Origin of the sequence: Acidipila rosea, assembly GCF_004339725.1 — a bacterium.
Classification (GTDB): Bacteria; Acidobacteriota; Terriglobia; order Terriglobales; family Acidobacteriaceae; genus Acidipila; species Acidipila rosea.
This window is the reverse complement of record NZ_SMGK01000002.1, coordinates 883,636-897,364: the sequence shown is the minus strand read 5'-3', so window position 1 is coordinate 897,364 and position 13,729 is coordinate 883,636. Positions and strand designations below refer to the sequence as shown.

General features: G+C 61.8%; 10 protein-coding genes. 3 read left to right on the top strand and 7 right to left on the bottom strand.

The genetic code is table 11. The features are described 5' to 3' along the window. Positions 1-30 precede the first annotated feature (30 nt). The gene (locus C7378_RS08855) at positions 31-942 is read right to left on the bottom strand and encodes an SMP-30/gluconolactonase/LRE family protein (protein ID WP_207901385.1); all 912 of its coding nucleotides are present in this window, start codon (positions 940-942) and stop codon (positions 31-33) included. A gap of 217 nt (positions 943-1,159) precedes the next feature. On the opposite strand from C7378_RS08855, the gene C7378_RS08850 reads away from it, so the two are divergent. Further along, a complete protein-coding gene (locus C7378_RS08850; RefSeq protein ID WP_131994850.1) occupies positions 1,160-1,948 on the top strand; it encodes an SDR family NAD(P)-dependent oxidoreductase in 789 nt (262 codons plus the stop codon). 29 nt (positions 1,949-1,977) lie between these two features. On the opposite strand, the gene C7378_RS08845 is transcribed toward C7378_RS08850, so the two are convergent. Then, positions 1,978-2,376 carry a VOC family protein gene (locus C7378_RS08845; protein WP_243648153.1) on the bottom strand — a complete coding sequence of 133 codons (399 nt, stop codon included), beginning with the start codon at positions 2,374-2,376 and terminating at the stop codon, positions 1,978-1,980. Between the two features lie 164 nt (positions 2,377-2,540). On the opposite strand from C7378_RS08845, the gene C7378_RS08840 reads away from it, so the two are divergent. Beyond that, positions 2,541-4,646, top strand: coding sequence for a protein-disulfide reductase DsbD family protein (locus C7378_RS08840; protein WP_131994847.1), 2,106 nt, complete (start codon positions 2,541-2,543; stop codon positions 4,644-4,646). A gap of 64 nt (positions 4,647-4,710) precedes the next feature. Next, positions 4,711-7,686, top strand: a complete 2,976-nt coding sequence (gene secA / locus C7378_RS08835; RefSeq protein WP_131994844.1) for a preprotein translocase subunit SecA — start codon at positions 4,711-4,713, stop codon at positions 7,684-7,686. Between the two features lie 83 nt (positions 7,687-7,769). On the opposite strand, the gene C7378_RS08830 is transcribed toward secA, so the two are convergent. The 5 genes from C7378_RS08830 to C7378_RS08810 all read right to left on the bottom strand — a co-directional run bounded on the left by C7378_RS08830 (position 7,770) and on the right by C7378_RS08810 (position 13,678). Beyond that, positions 7,770-9,347: a B12-binding domain-containing radical SAM protein gene (locus C7378_RS08830; protein ID WP_131994841.1), complete on the bottom strand. Its 1,578-nt coding sequence runs from the start codon at positions 9,345-9,347 to the stop codon at positions 7,770-7,772. A gap of 248 nt (positions 9,348-9,595) precedes the next feature. After that, a complete protein-coding gene (gene xseB / locus C7378_RS08825; RefSeq protein ID WP_165876718.1) occupies positions 9,596-9,817 on the bottom strand; it encodes an exodeoxyribonuclease VII small subunit in 222 nt (73 codons plus the stop codon). A gap of 18 nt (positions 9,818-9,835) precedes the next feature. Then, positions 9,836-11,722: a bifunctional homocysteine S-methyltransferase/methylenetetrahydrofolate reductase gene (locus C7378_RS08820; RefSeq protein WP_131994838.1), complete on the bottom strand. Its 1,887-nt coding sequence runs from the start codon at positions 11,720-11,722 to the stop codon at positions 9,836-9,838. An 86-nt stretch (positions 11,723-11,808) separates the two neighbouring features. Further along, positions 11,809-12,663, bottom strand: coding sequence for a sugar phosphate isomerase/epimerase family protein (locus tag C7378_RS08815; protein WP_131994835.1), 855 nt, complete (start codon positions 12,661-12,663; stop codon positions 11,809-11,811). Positions 12,664-12,715: 52 nt separating this feature from the next. Next, on the bottom strand, positions 12,716-13,678 hold the full coding sequence (locus C7378_RS08810; RefSeq protein WP_131994832.1) for a catalase family peroxidase: 963 nt from the start codon (positions 13,676-13,678) through the stop codon (positions 12,716-12,718). Positions 13,679-13,729: the final 51 nt, after the last annotated feature.

The window sequence follows — 13,729 nt, the reverse complement described above, 5'->3', positions numbered from 1 at the left end:
TCTCGGCGAGAGGTGCATGGCTGCGCAGCGTCAGCGATGCGACGACGTGGCCGAGCTTGTATCGATACGCGAGAAGAATTCAGGCACACCGCGGCCTTGTCCCCTAAGTCGAAAAAGTCCTCCGGCCAGCTTGCCGTTCAGCGCTTTGTCCTCTCCACCGGCGGTAGTGATGTAAAGGTCGGAGTAATCGTCACCGCCAAACACCAGGCTGGAAGTCTTGAGCGTGGGAAAGTTGATTCTCTTCTCGACTGTGCCGTCGGCCCTCAGCCGGACGATCCCCGATCCGTCCCACAGCGCCGACCACAACCGGCCTTCCGCATCGAGAGTGCATCCATCGGGCAGACCGCCTTCTTCGGGGAAGCGTGCAAACAGGCGCCGATTCGAGAGCGAGCCATCTTCCACGTTGTAGTCGAAGAGATAGATCTCGCGAGCGAAAGAGTCTGTGTAGTAGAAGTTTTTGCGGTCAGCCGTAAAGGCCATGCCGTTCGAGCAGCGGATACCTTCAAGCACAAGGTGAAGTGAGCCGTCGCGATCGAGCCGATACAGTCTGCCGTGGTTCGTCCCGGTGGGCATGGTCCCGCAGAAGACACGTCCTGCAGGATCGGCGATGACATCGTTGAAGCGCGACAGCCGGTCGGCTGGAATCTCCGGCACAATCTCAGAGAGCGCACCGTCATGCAGCAGAGCGATCGTGCCGCGATCCATGAACAACAGCAGCGAGCCGTCCGGTTGAATGGTAAAGCCGCCCACGGGCCTGCCTTGATAGCACTGCTCATGCGAGCCGTCTGCGGGGTTATAACGAAAGAGCCGCCCTCGCGGAATATCTGTCCAGTAAAGCCGCCGCTCAAGCGGATGCCAGAGCGGATTTTCACCTGTTTCGCAGGCATAGTCGGCGATGAGTTCCGGCTCTTCGCTGATGATCTGGGTCGAGTGCTTTTCCACGAATTCGTTCTCCCGCTGCAAAGCTGTACGGTGAAACTCTACTGCAAATTCCCGGCTCCTGCTGAAGGTCTCGATACCTCCCGGGAACATCACGGTCGCTGCGGTTGTCTTTCCCGCGATCGAGTCGCTATAAAAGAACGCATTGCAATCATGAGGGCGCAGAAGCAGCGCGGCGTCGCGTGAATCCTTCAGTTGGAAGAGGCAGGGAAGAGTGTCCATGGAAAAGACGGGTGAGAACACCGGCAGGTATGCGATTTACCCCAGCCTTCATGACAAGGTTGTCATCGTTACGGGCGGCGCGAGCGGCATCGGAGAGGCGATCGTCGAGGCTTTCGCGCAGCAGCGGGCGCGGGTCGCTTTTCTCGACGTGCAGGATGCGCCTGCTGCTGAGCTCGTGCAGCGGATCGAGTCGGCAGGTCTGCCTGTGCCGGCTTACTACCACTGCGATCTGACGGATATTGCCTCGCTGCAGGCAGTCTGTGGACAGATCCTCAACAGCTTTGGCGCCGTGGATGTGCTGGTGAATAACGCGGGCAACGATACTCGCCATTCGATCGAAGAGGTGACCGCAGAGTCGTGGGACAGGACGATGGCCATCAATCTCAAGCAGCAGTTCTTCATGATCCAGGCGGTGATTCCCGCGATGAAGAAGGCTGGTCACGGCTCCATCATCAATATGAGCTCGATCGCGTGGGCAATTCCTTCGACGAATGTTCCCGTATACGTCGGGGCGAAGGCGGCCATCGTCGGCATGACCCGCACACTGGCCCATGAACTCGGATCCTCCAACATCCGGGTCAATTGCGTGATGCCGGGCGCGGTCCTCACCGAGCGCCAGAAGCGGCTCTGGCTGACCGAGGAGTACAAGGCTGAAATCCTCGCGGCGCAGGCTCTCAAAAGGATGATCGTTCCCGAGGAAGTGGCGCGGCTGGTGCTCTTTCTGGCTTCAGACGACAGCGCGACCATTACTAATCAGAGCCACGTGATCGACGCCGGATGGATCTAGCGGGCTCGCCGCCCCGAAGCCTGAGGAGATCAGGCGAACTGTGTCAGGGAGAGAAGATTCCCGTCAGGATCCTTGAACCAGCAGACCTGCGCCCCGCCCGGAGAAGCCCAGATGCCGAGATCGTTCTGGTTCATTCCTTCGAAGTGTTCAAACGTGACGCCCTTGCTCTGGAGCTGCCTGGCAGCGGTTTCGATATCGTCAACGTGCCATCCGAGAGCCGTGAACGGCGACGGCGTGAAAGCCTGAACCTTCTGAATCCGCACGGACGCGTTCGCCGCTTTCACGACCAGGGCAAAGGGGCTGTCTTCCTCCAAGCGCATACCCAGCACGTCGCAATAGAATGCCCGCGCCTTTTCCGGCTGCGTCGTCGCGAGGAATGGCATGACATGACACATCTGGAGCGCCATCTGGAAACCTCCCTTTTGCATAGAGTCTCGCCCGCTCCGTGAGGGAACGGCCGAGTATAGCAGGACCGATAGAGTTCATTTCACAAGGGAGGCTGTGGGCGGAGAGGTTCGTGCTTTTGACAAAGGAATTACAACGGAAGCGATTCTGTTCGAGGACGGATGAGCCTACAATAAGTTCGACCGCTATGCGTGCCTGCCGCTTACCGTTGTTTCTGGCCATCTGTCTCTGCTGCAATCTTCAATTGCTGGCCGCACCGGTTCGCGCCCAGCACCTGACAGTGGAGCTGATTGCGCCGCAGCCGGCTATCTATCCGGGTGCAACGCTGGAGGCGGGGCTCTATTTCCAGCTCGATCCGGGCTGGCATGTTTATTGGGTGAACGCCGGCGACTCCGGCGAGCCCCCGAAGATCGACTGGTCGCTCCCCACCGGCGTGACCGCGGAGCCGATGCAGTTTCCCGCGCCGCAGCGATTGCCTCTGGGGCCGCTGATGGACTTCGGCTACCAGCACGAAGTGCTGTTTCCCATCACGCTGCACGCAGCCGATGCGTTCAAGCCCGCAGGGAAGTCAGTCTCCCTGCCTGCGAAGGTCGACTGGCTGGTCTGCCGCGAGGTCTGCATCCCGGGCAAAGCCAATCTCACCCTCGATGTGCAGGGTTTTCCCGCTGCCCCGTCCAGCCCCGCGAAAGACGCGAATGCCGCGGCGGTCTTCACTCGCCTGCTGCCCCACATGCCGCAGCCGCTGCCCGCCGGCAGCGAAGCGCGTTTTGCCACGAGCGCCAAGGGGTTCACCCTGGCTGTGCTCACCGGCAGTTCGGTCAAGTCGGCGCAGTTCTTCCCCTTTGAGCAGGGAGTGCTCAGCAATCCCGCGCCGCAGACTGCTGTTCCACTTGCGAAGGGCGTCGAGCTGACGCTCACGAAGGATACGAGTCTGAGCGCCGCGCCCAAAAAGCTGCATGGCCTGCTGGTGCTGGCCGACGGCGCCGCCTATGAAATTGATGCAACGCCCGGGGTGATCCCGGCAGGGGAGAGGTCTTCCGACTCAGGCTCGCTCGTGCGCGCCATCGGCCTCGCGTTTCTGGGTGGCATCATCCTTAACCTGATGCCCTGCGTCTTTCCGGTGCTCTTCATCAAGGGCCTGTCTCTGGCGCAGGCTTCCCGGGAAGAGCGCAGCCGCATGCGCTCTCACGGACTCGTCTATGCCTTCGGAATCGTTGTTTCCTTCTGGGCAGTGGTTGCGGTGCTGCTGGGGCTGCGCGCAGGCGGCAGCCATCTGGGGTGGGGATTCCAGTTCCAGTCGCCGGGCTTTGTGGCCATCATGGCGCTGGTGCTCTTCTTCCTGGGTCTTTCGCTGGCCGGGCAGTTTGAGATCGGACTCTCGCTGACGAGCGCCGGAGGCGGGTTGGCCGCCAAGCAGGGGTATGCCGGCAGCTTCTTCACCGGCGTGCTGGCCATGGTCGTTGCTACGCCCTGCACGGCGCCCTTTATGGGTGCGGCGATCGGCTACGCCCTGGCGCAGACTGCCTTCGTGACCTTCGCAGTCTTTACGGCGCTCGCCCTGGGGCTGGCCGCGCCTTATCTGCTGCTGGCCTTCAACCCCGTCTGGACGCGGCTGCTGCCTCGTCCGGGCGCATGGATGGAGATCTTAAAGCAGTTCACGGCCATCCCGGTTTTCGGCACCGCTATCTGGCTAACGTGGCTTTTTGCGCAGACGGCGGGCGACAATCCGCTGGTCCTGCTGCTTTCGGGCTTTCTGCTCCTGGCGGTCGCCGGCTGGGTACTGGGGAAGTGGCCTGCGAAGCTGCCTGCTACGGTCGTCGCCCTCGCGGTTCTGACCGTGGCGGTAGCGCTGCCGCTTTACGGCGCTCGCCGCTTTGCGAGCGCGCCCGCCGCAGCTGAGTCGCCGGCCAAGGGCCAGCTGCAGTGGGAGCCTTTTTCCCAGGCGCTGCTTGAGAAGTATCGTTCGGAAGGCCACCCGGTCTTCGTCGATTTCACGGCAAAGTGGTGCCTCAGCTGCCAGGTGAACGAACGGGTCGTCCTGGACCGGCCGGAGGTCATCAAGCGCCTGCAGAGCAGCGGCGTTGCGCTTGTTCGCGCCGACTGGACCCGGCACGATGAAGCCATTGGCGAGGCGTTGAGCCAGCTGGGACGCAGCGGCGTGCCTGCCTACGCGATCTACTCCGGGCGCCCCAACGCGCCCCCGACCGTGCTGCCGGAGGTGCTCACCCCGGCCATCATTTTCGACGCACTCAGTCAGCTCAAGGGCAGCACCCAGACCGCCGCCCTTCGCTGAGGACCTTTCCCGGCTGCGTCCGTCCATTCAGACCGTTTACACTGATACTTGAGGATTTTTCACTTTGATCAGCAGTGCTCTCACTAAGATATTTGGGACCAGCAACGAGCGGGTCGTGAAGCGCCTTATGCCGGTCGTGAACTCGATCGGCGCATTGGAGCCTGCGATACAGCAGCTCTCGGATGCCGAGTTGCGCGCCAAGACCGAAGAATTCAAGAGCCGCATTGCCGCCGCCATTCAGGGCATCGACGATGAAGAGGAGCGCCGCACGGCAGAGAAGCAGGTGCTCGACGAGCTGTTGCCTGAGGCGTTCGCCGTCGTCCGCGAGGCAGGTCGCCGCATTCTGAACATGCGCCACTTCGATGTGCAGTTGATCGGCGGCATGGTGCTGCACCAGGGCAAAATCGCCGAGATGAAGACCGGCGAAGGCAAGACGCTCGTCGCCACGCTGCCTATCTACCTCAATGCGCTCGCAGGCCACGGTGTCCACGCCGTGACGGTGAACGACTATCTGGCCAAGCGCGATGCCGAGTGGATGGGCAAGATCTACGAGTTTCTCGGCCTGACGGTCGGCGTCATCGTTCATGACCTGGACGACACGCAGCGCCGCGCCGCCTATGCCGCGGATATCACCTACGGCACAAACAACGAATTCGGCTTCGATTATCTGCGCGACAACATGAAGTTCGAGATTTCGGACTGTGTGCAGCGCGGTCACCACTTCTGCATCGTCGACGAGGTGGACTCGATCCTGATCGACGAAGCCCGCACCCCGCTCATCATCAGCGGACCGACGGACCAGACGACCGACAAATATGTCCGGGTCAACCGCATTCTGCCGTCGCTCGAGCAGGGCGAGGAAATCGAAAAAGGCGAGCAGAAGATCCTGACCGGCGACTTCGTGGTGGACGAGAAGCACAAGACCATCACCGTTACCGACGAGGGCTGGGAAAAGGTCGAAGGGCTGCTCGGCATCGGCAATATCGCAGAGGTCGAGAACTGGGATCTGAAGCACCACGTCGAGACGGCGATCAAGGCGCATTCGCTCTACAAACGCGACGTGCAGTATGTGGTCAAGGATGGCGAAGTCATCATCGTGGATGAGTTCACGGGCCGCCTGATGCCGGGTCGCCGCTGGTCTGACGGGCTGCACCAGGCCGTCGAAGCCAAGGAAGGCGTGAATATACGCCGCGAAGACCAGACCCTCGCCACCATTACCTTCCAGAACTATTTCCGCCTCTACAAGAAGCTGGCCGGTATGACCGGCACGGCTGAAACGGAAGCCACCGAGTTCGGAGATATCTACAAGCTCGACATCGTTGTCATTCCGACCAATCGGCCGATGCTCCGCCTGGAGAATCCAGACGTGGTGTATCGCACGGCCAAAGAGAAATATTTCGCCGTAGCTGACGAAATTGCCAAGCTGCATGAGAACAAGCAGCCGGTGCTGGTGGGAACCACTTCGATTGAGAAGTCGGAGCTTCTTTCGCAGATTCTGCAGCGCAAAGGTGTTCGCCACGTCGTTCTCAACGCCAAGTTCCACGAGCGCGAGGCCGAGATCGTGGCGCAGGCCGGTCGCCTCGGCATGGTCACGATTGCCACCAACATGGCCGGCCGCGGTACGGATATTCTGCTCGGCGGCAATGTCGAGTTCATGGCCAAGCAGGACCTGGTCAAGCGCGGCATGGCCCGTTCGATCAGCGCCGCTGAGGGCGCCATCTCGCCGATGGCTGCTGCCGGCATGATGCGCTTTTACTACCAGGGCCAGGAGTTCGAGACCACCCAGGAGAACTGGGATCGCGCCTTCGCCGCCCACGCGGAGAATGCGAAGCGTGAGCATGACGCGGTGATCGCGGCAGGCGGTCTGCATATCCTCGGTACGGAGCGCCATGAGTCGCGGCGCATCGACAACCAGCTTCGCGGCCGCGCAGGCCGTCAGGGCGATCCGGGCGCATCCCGCTTTTATCTCTCGCTCGAAGACGATCTGATGCGCATCTTTGCGCGTGAGTGGGTCTCGACACTGCTGCAGCGCCTCGGCATGGAAGAGGGTGTGCCGATCGAGTCGAAGCTGATCTCCAAGCGCATCGAGGCAGCGCAGAAGGCTGTCGAGTCGCAGAACTTCGAGTCGCGCAAGCACATTCTCGAGTACGACGACGTCATGAACAAGCAGCGCGAGGCCGTCTATGGGCTACGTCGCCAGCTGCTTGAAGGCATTGACCAGAAAGAACTGATCGTCGAGGACTACGTCGCAAATGCTCTCAGCGCTCTGCTCGATGAAGTTGCGCCGGAGAAGCTGCACCCGGACCAGTGGGACACCAATCTGCTCAAGAGCAAGCTGAAGGAGCAGTTTGGGTTCGATATGGATGAGGAGCAGATCGACCTTCGCGAGCTCACGCGCCATGAGCTGGGCGAGACGCTGTTCGACAGGCTGAAGGAGAAATACGAGGCGAAGGAACAGTTCATCACGCCGGATGCCATGCGATTCCACGAGCGCGTGGTGATGCTGAGCGTGCTCGATGGCCTGTGGAAAGACCATCTGCTCAACATGGACCACCTGAAGGAAGGCATCGGACTGCGCGGCTATGGCCAGCAGGATCCACTCGTCGCCTACAAGCGCGAGTCCTTCGACATGTTCGAGGAGATGATGCGCCGCTTCCAGGAGGACACACTGCGTTACCTCTTCCTGATGCAGGTGATCGGGGCTGACGGCCAGCCGGTAGCTGTGCCGACGCGCCTGCAGCGCGAGGTTCCGGCTGCTCCGCCGGTCCTGACCGCGGACGCTCCCATTGCAAACGGGCATCGTCAGCAGGCAGCTCTGCCCTCGGTGCCCACTCGCCAGCCAGCGACTACGATCGATCGGCTGGAAGAGGAGTTCGAGCGCAAGAAGAAGCGCGAGCTCGAAATGGCGCGAAGCGCCGGTGGCGGCAGCGCAACCGGGGTAACCACTCGTCGGACAGGGCAGAAGGTTGGCCGCAATGACGACTGCCCCTGCGGCTCCGGCAAGAAGTACAAGAAATGCCACGGAGCTGGAGAAGCTTAGAAATAGTCTGGTTCCCGGAAAACAAATAGCCTGCCGGTTCTTCAGCCCGGCAGGCTATCACTTTTGGGACATGCAGCTTCGCTTTACGACACGACCCGGAACGGCCCGGAGTCTCCTTCAGCGAACGACCGTATGGAGCGCGAAATCGATGTCGGTTCCCAGACCGGCATCTGGAGATCGGGCATGGGCTCGGCCTGGAAGAGCTTGCGGCTGTAGCGTGCAATCCATCGCGCGGATGTGTTCGCCTTACGGCGGCGGGCGCTGTCCGTGGAGATTCCCGTGCCGGCGTACATCTGCCGGTAGAGCTTGGAGAGAAAGATGAAGCCCAGGCGCGCGCGCAGCGTAGGCGTACAGGCGGAACGCTTCCAGATGGCGCGGAGCGTGTAGAAGCGGTCCCAGACGCCCTGGGTGCGCTCGCGAATCTCATCCGTGCTCATGAGCGGATGCGGCGTGAACATCTTGGGCCGGATGCTTGACGGGATGAGCCAATAGCGCGTGATTGGAATGCCGTCGACCAGCACCGGATCCTTCTCCTGCTCCTTCTCCCAGCGGTTGAAGTCGATGGTCCCGGGAAAAGGTGTCATCATGACGAACTGGGCGAAGGTGACAGCCTTCAGCGCCAGATCGGCTGTCGCGTCAAAGGTGCTGGGCTTGTCGCTGGGCAGGCCGAAGATGAAGGATCCGAGCACATGGACGCCATGCTCGCGGAAGATGTTGAGCTGCTGTACCAGCCGATCGCCGGAGTAGTTGAAGTCCTTGAATACTGACTTGAGCCCTTCCGGTGTGACCGCCTCCACGCCTACCAGTGCGCCCTTGATGTTTGCCCGGCGCATCGCGTCCAGGTATTCGGTATCTTCGGCTGCCTCCATGGTGATCTGGGTGAAGAAGACCATGTTGGATGGCAGCTTGGCGAGCTCCTCCATCAGGAGGAAGCGCTCCGCCCGCAGCTGCTCGAGCTGTTCAACCTTCGCCTGATTGTTCTGTTCGCGCGCCAGGCGAAGGTCGGTCAGGGTAACCGGATAAAAGTTGTCGTCCGCCAGGGCGATGAAACGAAAGCCTTTGCGGCGAAGATCGACGATCTCTTCGATGACGCGCTTGTAGCTGCGCTGCCGTGGCTTCTGGCCATCGGTGCGCCACACGGAGCAGAAGGAGCAGTGCTTGGGGCAGCCGCGCACGGTCTGCACAGACGCCCACATGTATTTGTCTGCTGAGAGCAGGTCCCACCGGGCTGAGATGAAATTGTCGCCATCCACCTTGCCGCCCGCGTAGAGGTGCTGCGGGGCGTTGCGGGCGCAGTCGGCCAGCACGTTGGCCCAGATCAGATCGCCATCGCCGGTGACGACGGCGTGAGCGGCTCCGCGCTCGAACACCTCATCAGGAAACAGCGTTGCATGAATACCGCCGAAGATCACCCAGGCACCGCGCTCGCGCGCAATGCGTCCGAGCTCATAGCCGCGCAGAGCGTTGCCCGTGTGGATGCCGATGCCGACTGCATCTCCGGGTTGGATGGTGGCAGGGTCTAACTGTTCCAGGCTTTCATCGACGAGGATCGGGGTCCCGTAAATCTCAGGAGTGGCTGCCGCAAGTACAAAAAGCCACCGGGGTGTGATGACAGCGGTTCCGAAGGAGTTGTCGCTCGGGTTCAGGAGGTGAACGTTCAAAGTTACCGTACCTTTCTTAAGGCTGACGGGCAGGCGTGCTCAGCACATTCCTACCCGGGACTACTCGGTACTTGACAGAACCATCGAAGGAGCTCAACCCGCAACGATGAGCAACTAGTATGATGCCGGCATGAGATAGACGTGCGGGTGAAAATGAAACCTTCAGTAAGATTAAAAACGATTCGCTGAAGTGTACTGATAATACTCCGCTGCATCGGGCATGCACGAAATATCATCGGCGCCAGCTGCTACTTTTGCGGCGGAAAAACCTCGGTCTTCATCGAGCCGTCGCGCTGCTTCACCAGCATCTGCACCTTGCCCTCGGCCTGATCCAGCTGCTCCTTGCAGGTCGCCGACAGCTTCATCCCCTCTTCAAACAGGCGGATCGAGTCCTCCAGCGGCAGGTCGCCCCGCTCAAGCTGCGCCACCACCATCTCCAGCTGCTTCAGTGAATCCTCAAAATTCGCCACGTAAACTCCCACTCCCTCTTAAACCGTTGCCACCCGCTTTGGCAGCACCGCCTGGATCACCTCAGCGGCCGCCGTATACCGCCCGAACGGCGCACTCACCTGCACGCCTTGTACCATGCTCCGCGTCGCCGCCAGCATCTCCTGCGCAATGCGAATGCCCTCGGCGCGCGCCTCCTCCGGCGACCCCACCTGTTGCATCCGCAGCATGATCTCGTCCGGCATGGAAACCCGCAGGTCATTCTTCATGAACTCCGCGTTCCGCAGGCTCGTCAGGGGCCATATCCCGGCGATCACCGGGATCCGGAAGCCCTCAATCCGCTTCAGAAAGCTCTCCAGCAGCCGCAAGTCAAACACCGGCTGGGTGATCGCGTACTCCGCGCCCGCCTCTACCTTGTAGGCAAACCGCCGAACTTCGTTATCGATGTCCGGCACGCCGGGATTCGCCGCCACGGCAATCGTGAACCCGGTCGACTCGCCGATAGGGTTGCCGCCGATATCCAGCCCATAGTTCAGCCGGTTGACGATATTCACCAGCCCGATCGCATCCACGTCAAACACCGCCGTAGCGTCCGGATAATTCCCCAGCTTCGGCGGGTCGCCCGTCAGGCACAGAATATTCTTCAGCCCGATCGACGAAGCCCCCAGCAGGTCGCTCTGAATGCTCAACACGTTACGGTCGCGGCAGGTGTAGTGCAGCACCGTCTCAATTCCCGTCTGCTGCTGGATTTGGATGCACAGGCTCTGCCCGCTCATCCTCGCCGACGCTCGCGGCGAGTCCGGAACGTTGATGATGTCCACGCCCAGCTCAGCCAGCAGCCGCGCGCCCGCCAGTTCCTTGCGGCAGTCGATGCCCTTCGGCGGCACAATCTCCACCATGGTGACGAAGCTGCCCTCCTGGATCAGCTTCCCCAGCCGCGAACGCTCCTCGAGCGGAGCGGGGGGCGTCTCCGTCACAATCGGCTCCCGCGCCATCCGTGCCGGCGCCGTCTTCTGCGCCTCGGCCGCCCGCAGCGCTGACTTCATCGCGCGAATATGGTTCGGCGTCGTCCCGCAGCAGCCGCCGATAAACTGCACTCCCGACTTCAGAAACTTTTTCGCAAAGCTCGCCATGTACTCCGGCGAACACAGGTAGATATTGCGCCCCTCGATGGCCCGCGGCATGCCCGCATTCGGCATCGCCACCAGCGGCAGGTCGGTCGCCGCCGCCATGCACTCGATCGCGCTCAGCACATTGGCCGGGCCGGTGCTGCAGTTGCAGCCGATCGCATCCGCACCCCATGCCGTCAGCCGCGCCGCCGCCGTCTCCGGCGACGATCCGTCCAGGCAGTTCACCTCTTCGTCGACCGTCACCATCACCATCACCGGCAGGTCAGGAGCCGTCTCCTTCGCCGCCTTGAGCGCCTGTTCTGCCTCGTTCAGCGCGGGCATCGTCTCGATAATCAGCAGGTCGACCCCGCCCGCCACCAGCCCGCGAATCTGCTCCGCAAAGGCCTCCCGCGCCTCCTGGAGCGATGTCTTGCCCAGAGGCTCCAGGTGCACGCCCAGCGGCCCCACGGAACCGGCGACCCACGCCTGCCCGGCCTGCTTCTCGGCCAGGTGCTCGACCGCCTGCCGGGCAATCCTCGCCCCGGCGAGGTTCATCTCTTCCACCTTGTTTTCGAGCCCATAGCGCAGCAGTCGGAAGCGGTTCGCGCCAAATGTATTCGTTTCGATGATCTCGGCGCCGGCCTGCAGGTACTCTTCGTGGATCGAGCGCACCAGCTCCGGCTCCGTCAGGTTCAGCTCGTCGTAACAGCGGTTGATGAAGACGCCACGCGCGTAGAGCGACGTGCCCATTGCTCCATCGCAGAGCACGGGTCGCGTGTTGAAAATCTCTTGAAGTCGTCTGCCGGCGCGGGTCGTCATGGTGTCTGTCTCATGCTAAGCCACCCGCCGCGCGAACGCCAGATGCGCGGGCTGCAGCCTCTGGCATCCGTGAGTGCGACTGGCAGCTACACGTGCAGCGTCTTCAGGTAGTCGAAGCTGACCTGCAGGCTCTCCATCGGCGGCAGGGAAGAGCCGTCCTGATCGATAAAGAAATACCGCACTCCCTGCGAGCGCGCCTGCCGCAGGATGGACGGCCAGTCGATCGTTCCTTTGCCCACATCAGTGAAGTGCCCGGGGGGCGTCTCCGGGGTGTAGGAGACGGTCGCGCCCGCCGTGCGGTCTTTCAGGTGCAGCAGGTGAACCCGCTCATGATATTTGCGGAGCATCGCGTTCACGTCCTGGCCGCCCTCGATCGCCCAGTAGCAGTCGATCTCCAGCCCCACCAGCTTCGCATCGGTATTGTCCATCAGCGCAGCGAAGACATTCGTCCCCGCCCACGGGCGGAACTCAGGGTTGCCGTTGTGATACGCCAGGTGCATTCCGGAAGCGCGAACCCGTTCGCCTATCCGGTTGAACTCGGCCCCGCCGCGCTTCATCCCCTCCGGTGTTGCCGAGTACGCTCTGGGAATCTCAGGACAGACCATGTACGTCAGCCCCAGCTCGGCAGCGTAGTCGATTCGCGACTCGAGGTCGTCAAAGTGGAACAGGCCCGACGGAACCGTTAGACCCGCATCCTTGATTACCGTGCGCAGCGCTTTCGCCGGGTGCGAATAAACCTCCCAGAAGAGCTCCACCTGCGTATACCCGATCCTGCGAATTCCCTGCAGCACAGCGGGCAGGGAATTCGCGATCAGCTGGCGAACAGAATAAAGCTGAACGCCGTAGGGAACCGGCGACGTGGCTGCGGCTGCGTGGGGCAGGCGCAAACCCGTCGCAAGCGCCGCGGCACTCAGCCGCGCAAAGTCACGGCGATTGATCATCCTCGTCCTCTTTCCGTCAGTTCCAGTCGCGCTTGCTCCCGGCCTGTCTCCCTCAGCGAACGGGCTCTTCCATGGTGGCTGCGCGTCGCCGCCTTCCGCTCAGCAGATAGATCGCCGCCCGCAGCTCCAGCAGGGGATCAGCCGAGGGAGCGATTCCTTCCACCCGGGGAATCGGATCGAAGATGATCTGCTTCTGCTGCGCCAGATTATCCGCGACTGCCTCTGTGAGCTCTATGGCGCCCAGTTCCACCACTTCGCGACTCTCCGGCCAGTGGACGGTTGCGTCGTCGGTGGTATCGCCTGCCGCTGCCAGCTGCAGCATCAGCTTGAAGCGAATCGGCTCCCGGCCAATCCGCTCAACGATCTCGTCAAAGTGGTAGTTGGCCGGAATCTTTGCCGCCTGTTCGTCGGTGAGAAAGTCGTTCCCCTGCTCAGGCACAATCCGGTAGCGACCGAACTTCGTTTCCCCCGCACTATTCGTAAAGGCAAACGCCGTTACGCCGAAATAGGTCTCCCGCGCCAGGCTTGAGGGGAAGGGCTTCGGCGCCTGCACAAAGGCCAGGGCCGCCGGATGCGATCCGAGAAACGTCTCCACCGGCTTAGGCGAGGGCACGTCAGGCCCGCTTGCCGCCACCGCCTCCAGGAACTCGAGAAACTGCTTGCCATCCCGCGTAGGGAATCCGTCGAGCGAGTGGCTCACGATGTCAGTGTGCACATGCTCGGCGAGGTTGAAGCGAACCGCCAGGCCCCGCGGATTCGCGTCAGGCGAGCTGTCGGGCAGCAGGGGAATCCCCGTTGAGTTGGAGAAGCGGGCGGTCACCGGGGTGGACTCCCGCGCCATGTGCGGAGCGCTGGTCAGCTCCCGGGCTCCCGGCGCAGGACGAAAGACGCCCGTAAACATCTGGCCTTTGGCATGTGCGGGTCGAAAACCGGGGTGCAGACCGAAGAGCCGGTCGAACTGCTGCAGCAAGTCATTGGCAAGGGCTACGAGGCGTTCATCCTGAGGTAGGGGCATAGGAAATCTCCTTGTTGGGGGAAGTTTACTGCAACGGCTGCCCAATCCTGC

Bases quoted from the DNA above. Each gene is read 5' to 3' on its own strand.
- C7378_RS08850 (WP_131994850.1), top strand. From the start codon at position 1,160: ATGGAAAAGACGGGTGAGAACACCGGCAGGTATGCGATTTACCCCAGC.
- C7378_RS08845 (WP_243648153.1), bottom strand. From the start codon at position 2,376: ATGCAAAAGGGAGGTTTCCAGATGGCGCTCCAGATGTGTCATGTCATG.
- C7378_RS08840 (WP_131994847.1), top strand. From the start codon at position 2,541: ATGCGTGCCTGCCGCTTACCGTTGTTTCTGGCCATCTGTCTCTGCTGC.
- C7378_RS08820 (WP_131994838.1), bottom strand. From the start codon at position 11,722: ATGACGACCCGCGCCGGCAGACGACTTCAAGAGATTTTCAACACGCGA.
- C7378_RS08815 (WP_131994835.1), bottom strand. From the start codon at position 12,663: ATGATCAATCGCCGTGACTTTGCGCGGCTGAGTGCCGCGGCGCTTGCG.
- C7378_RS08810 (WP_131994832.1), bottom strand. From the start codon at position 13,678: ATGCCCCTACCTCAGGATGAACGCCTCGTAGCCCTTGCCAATGACTTG.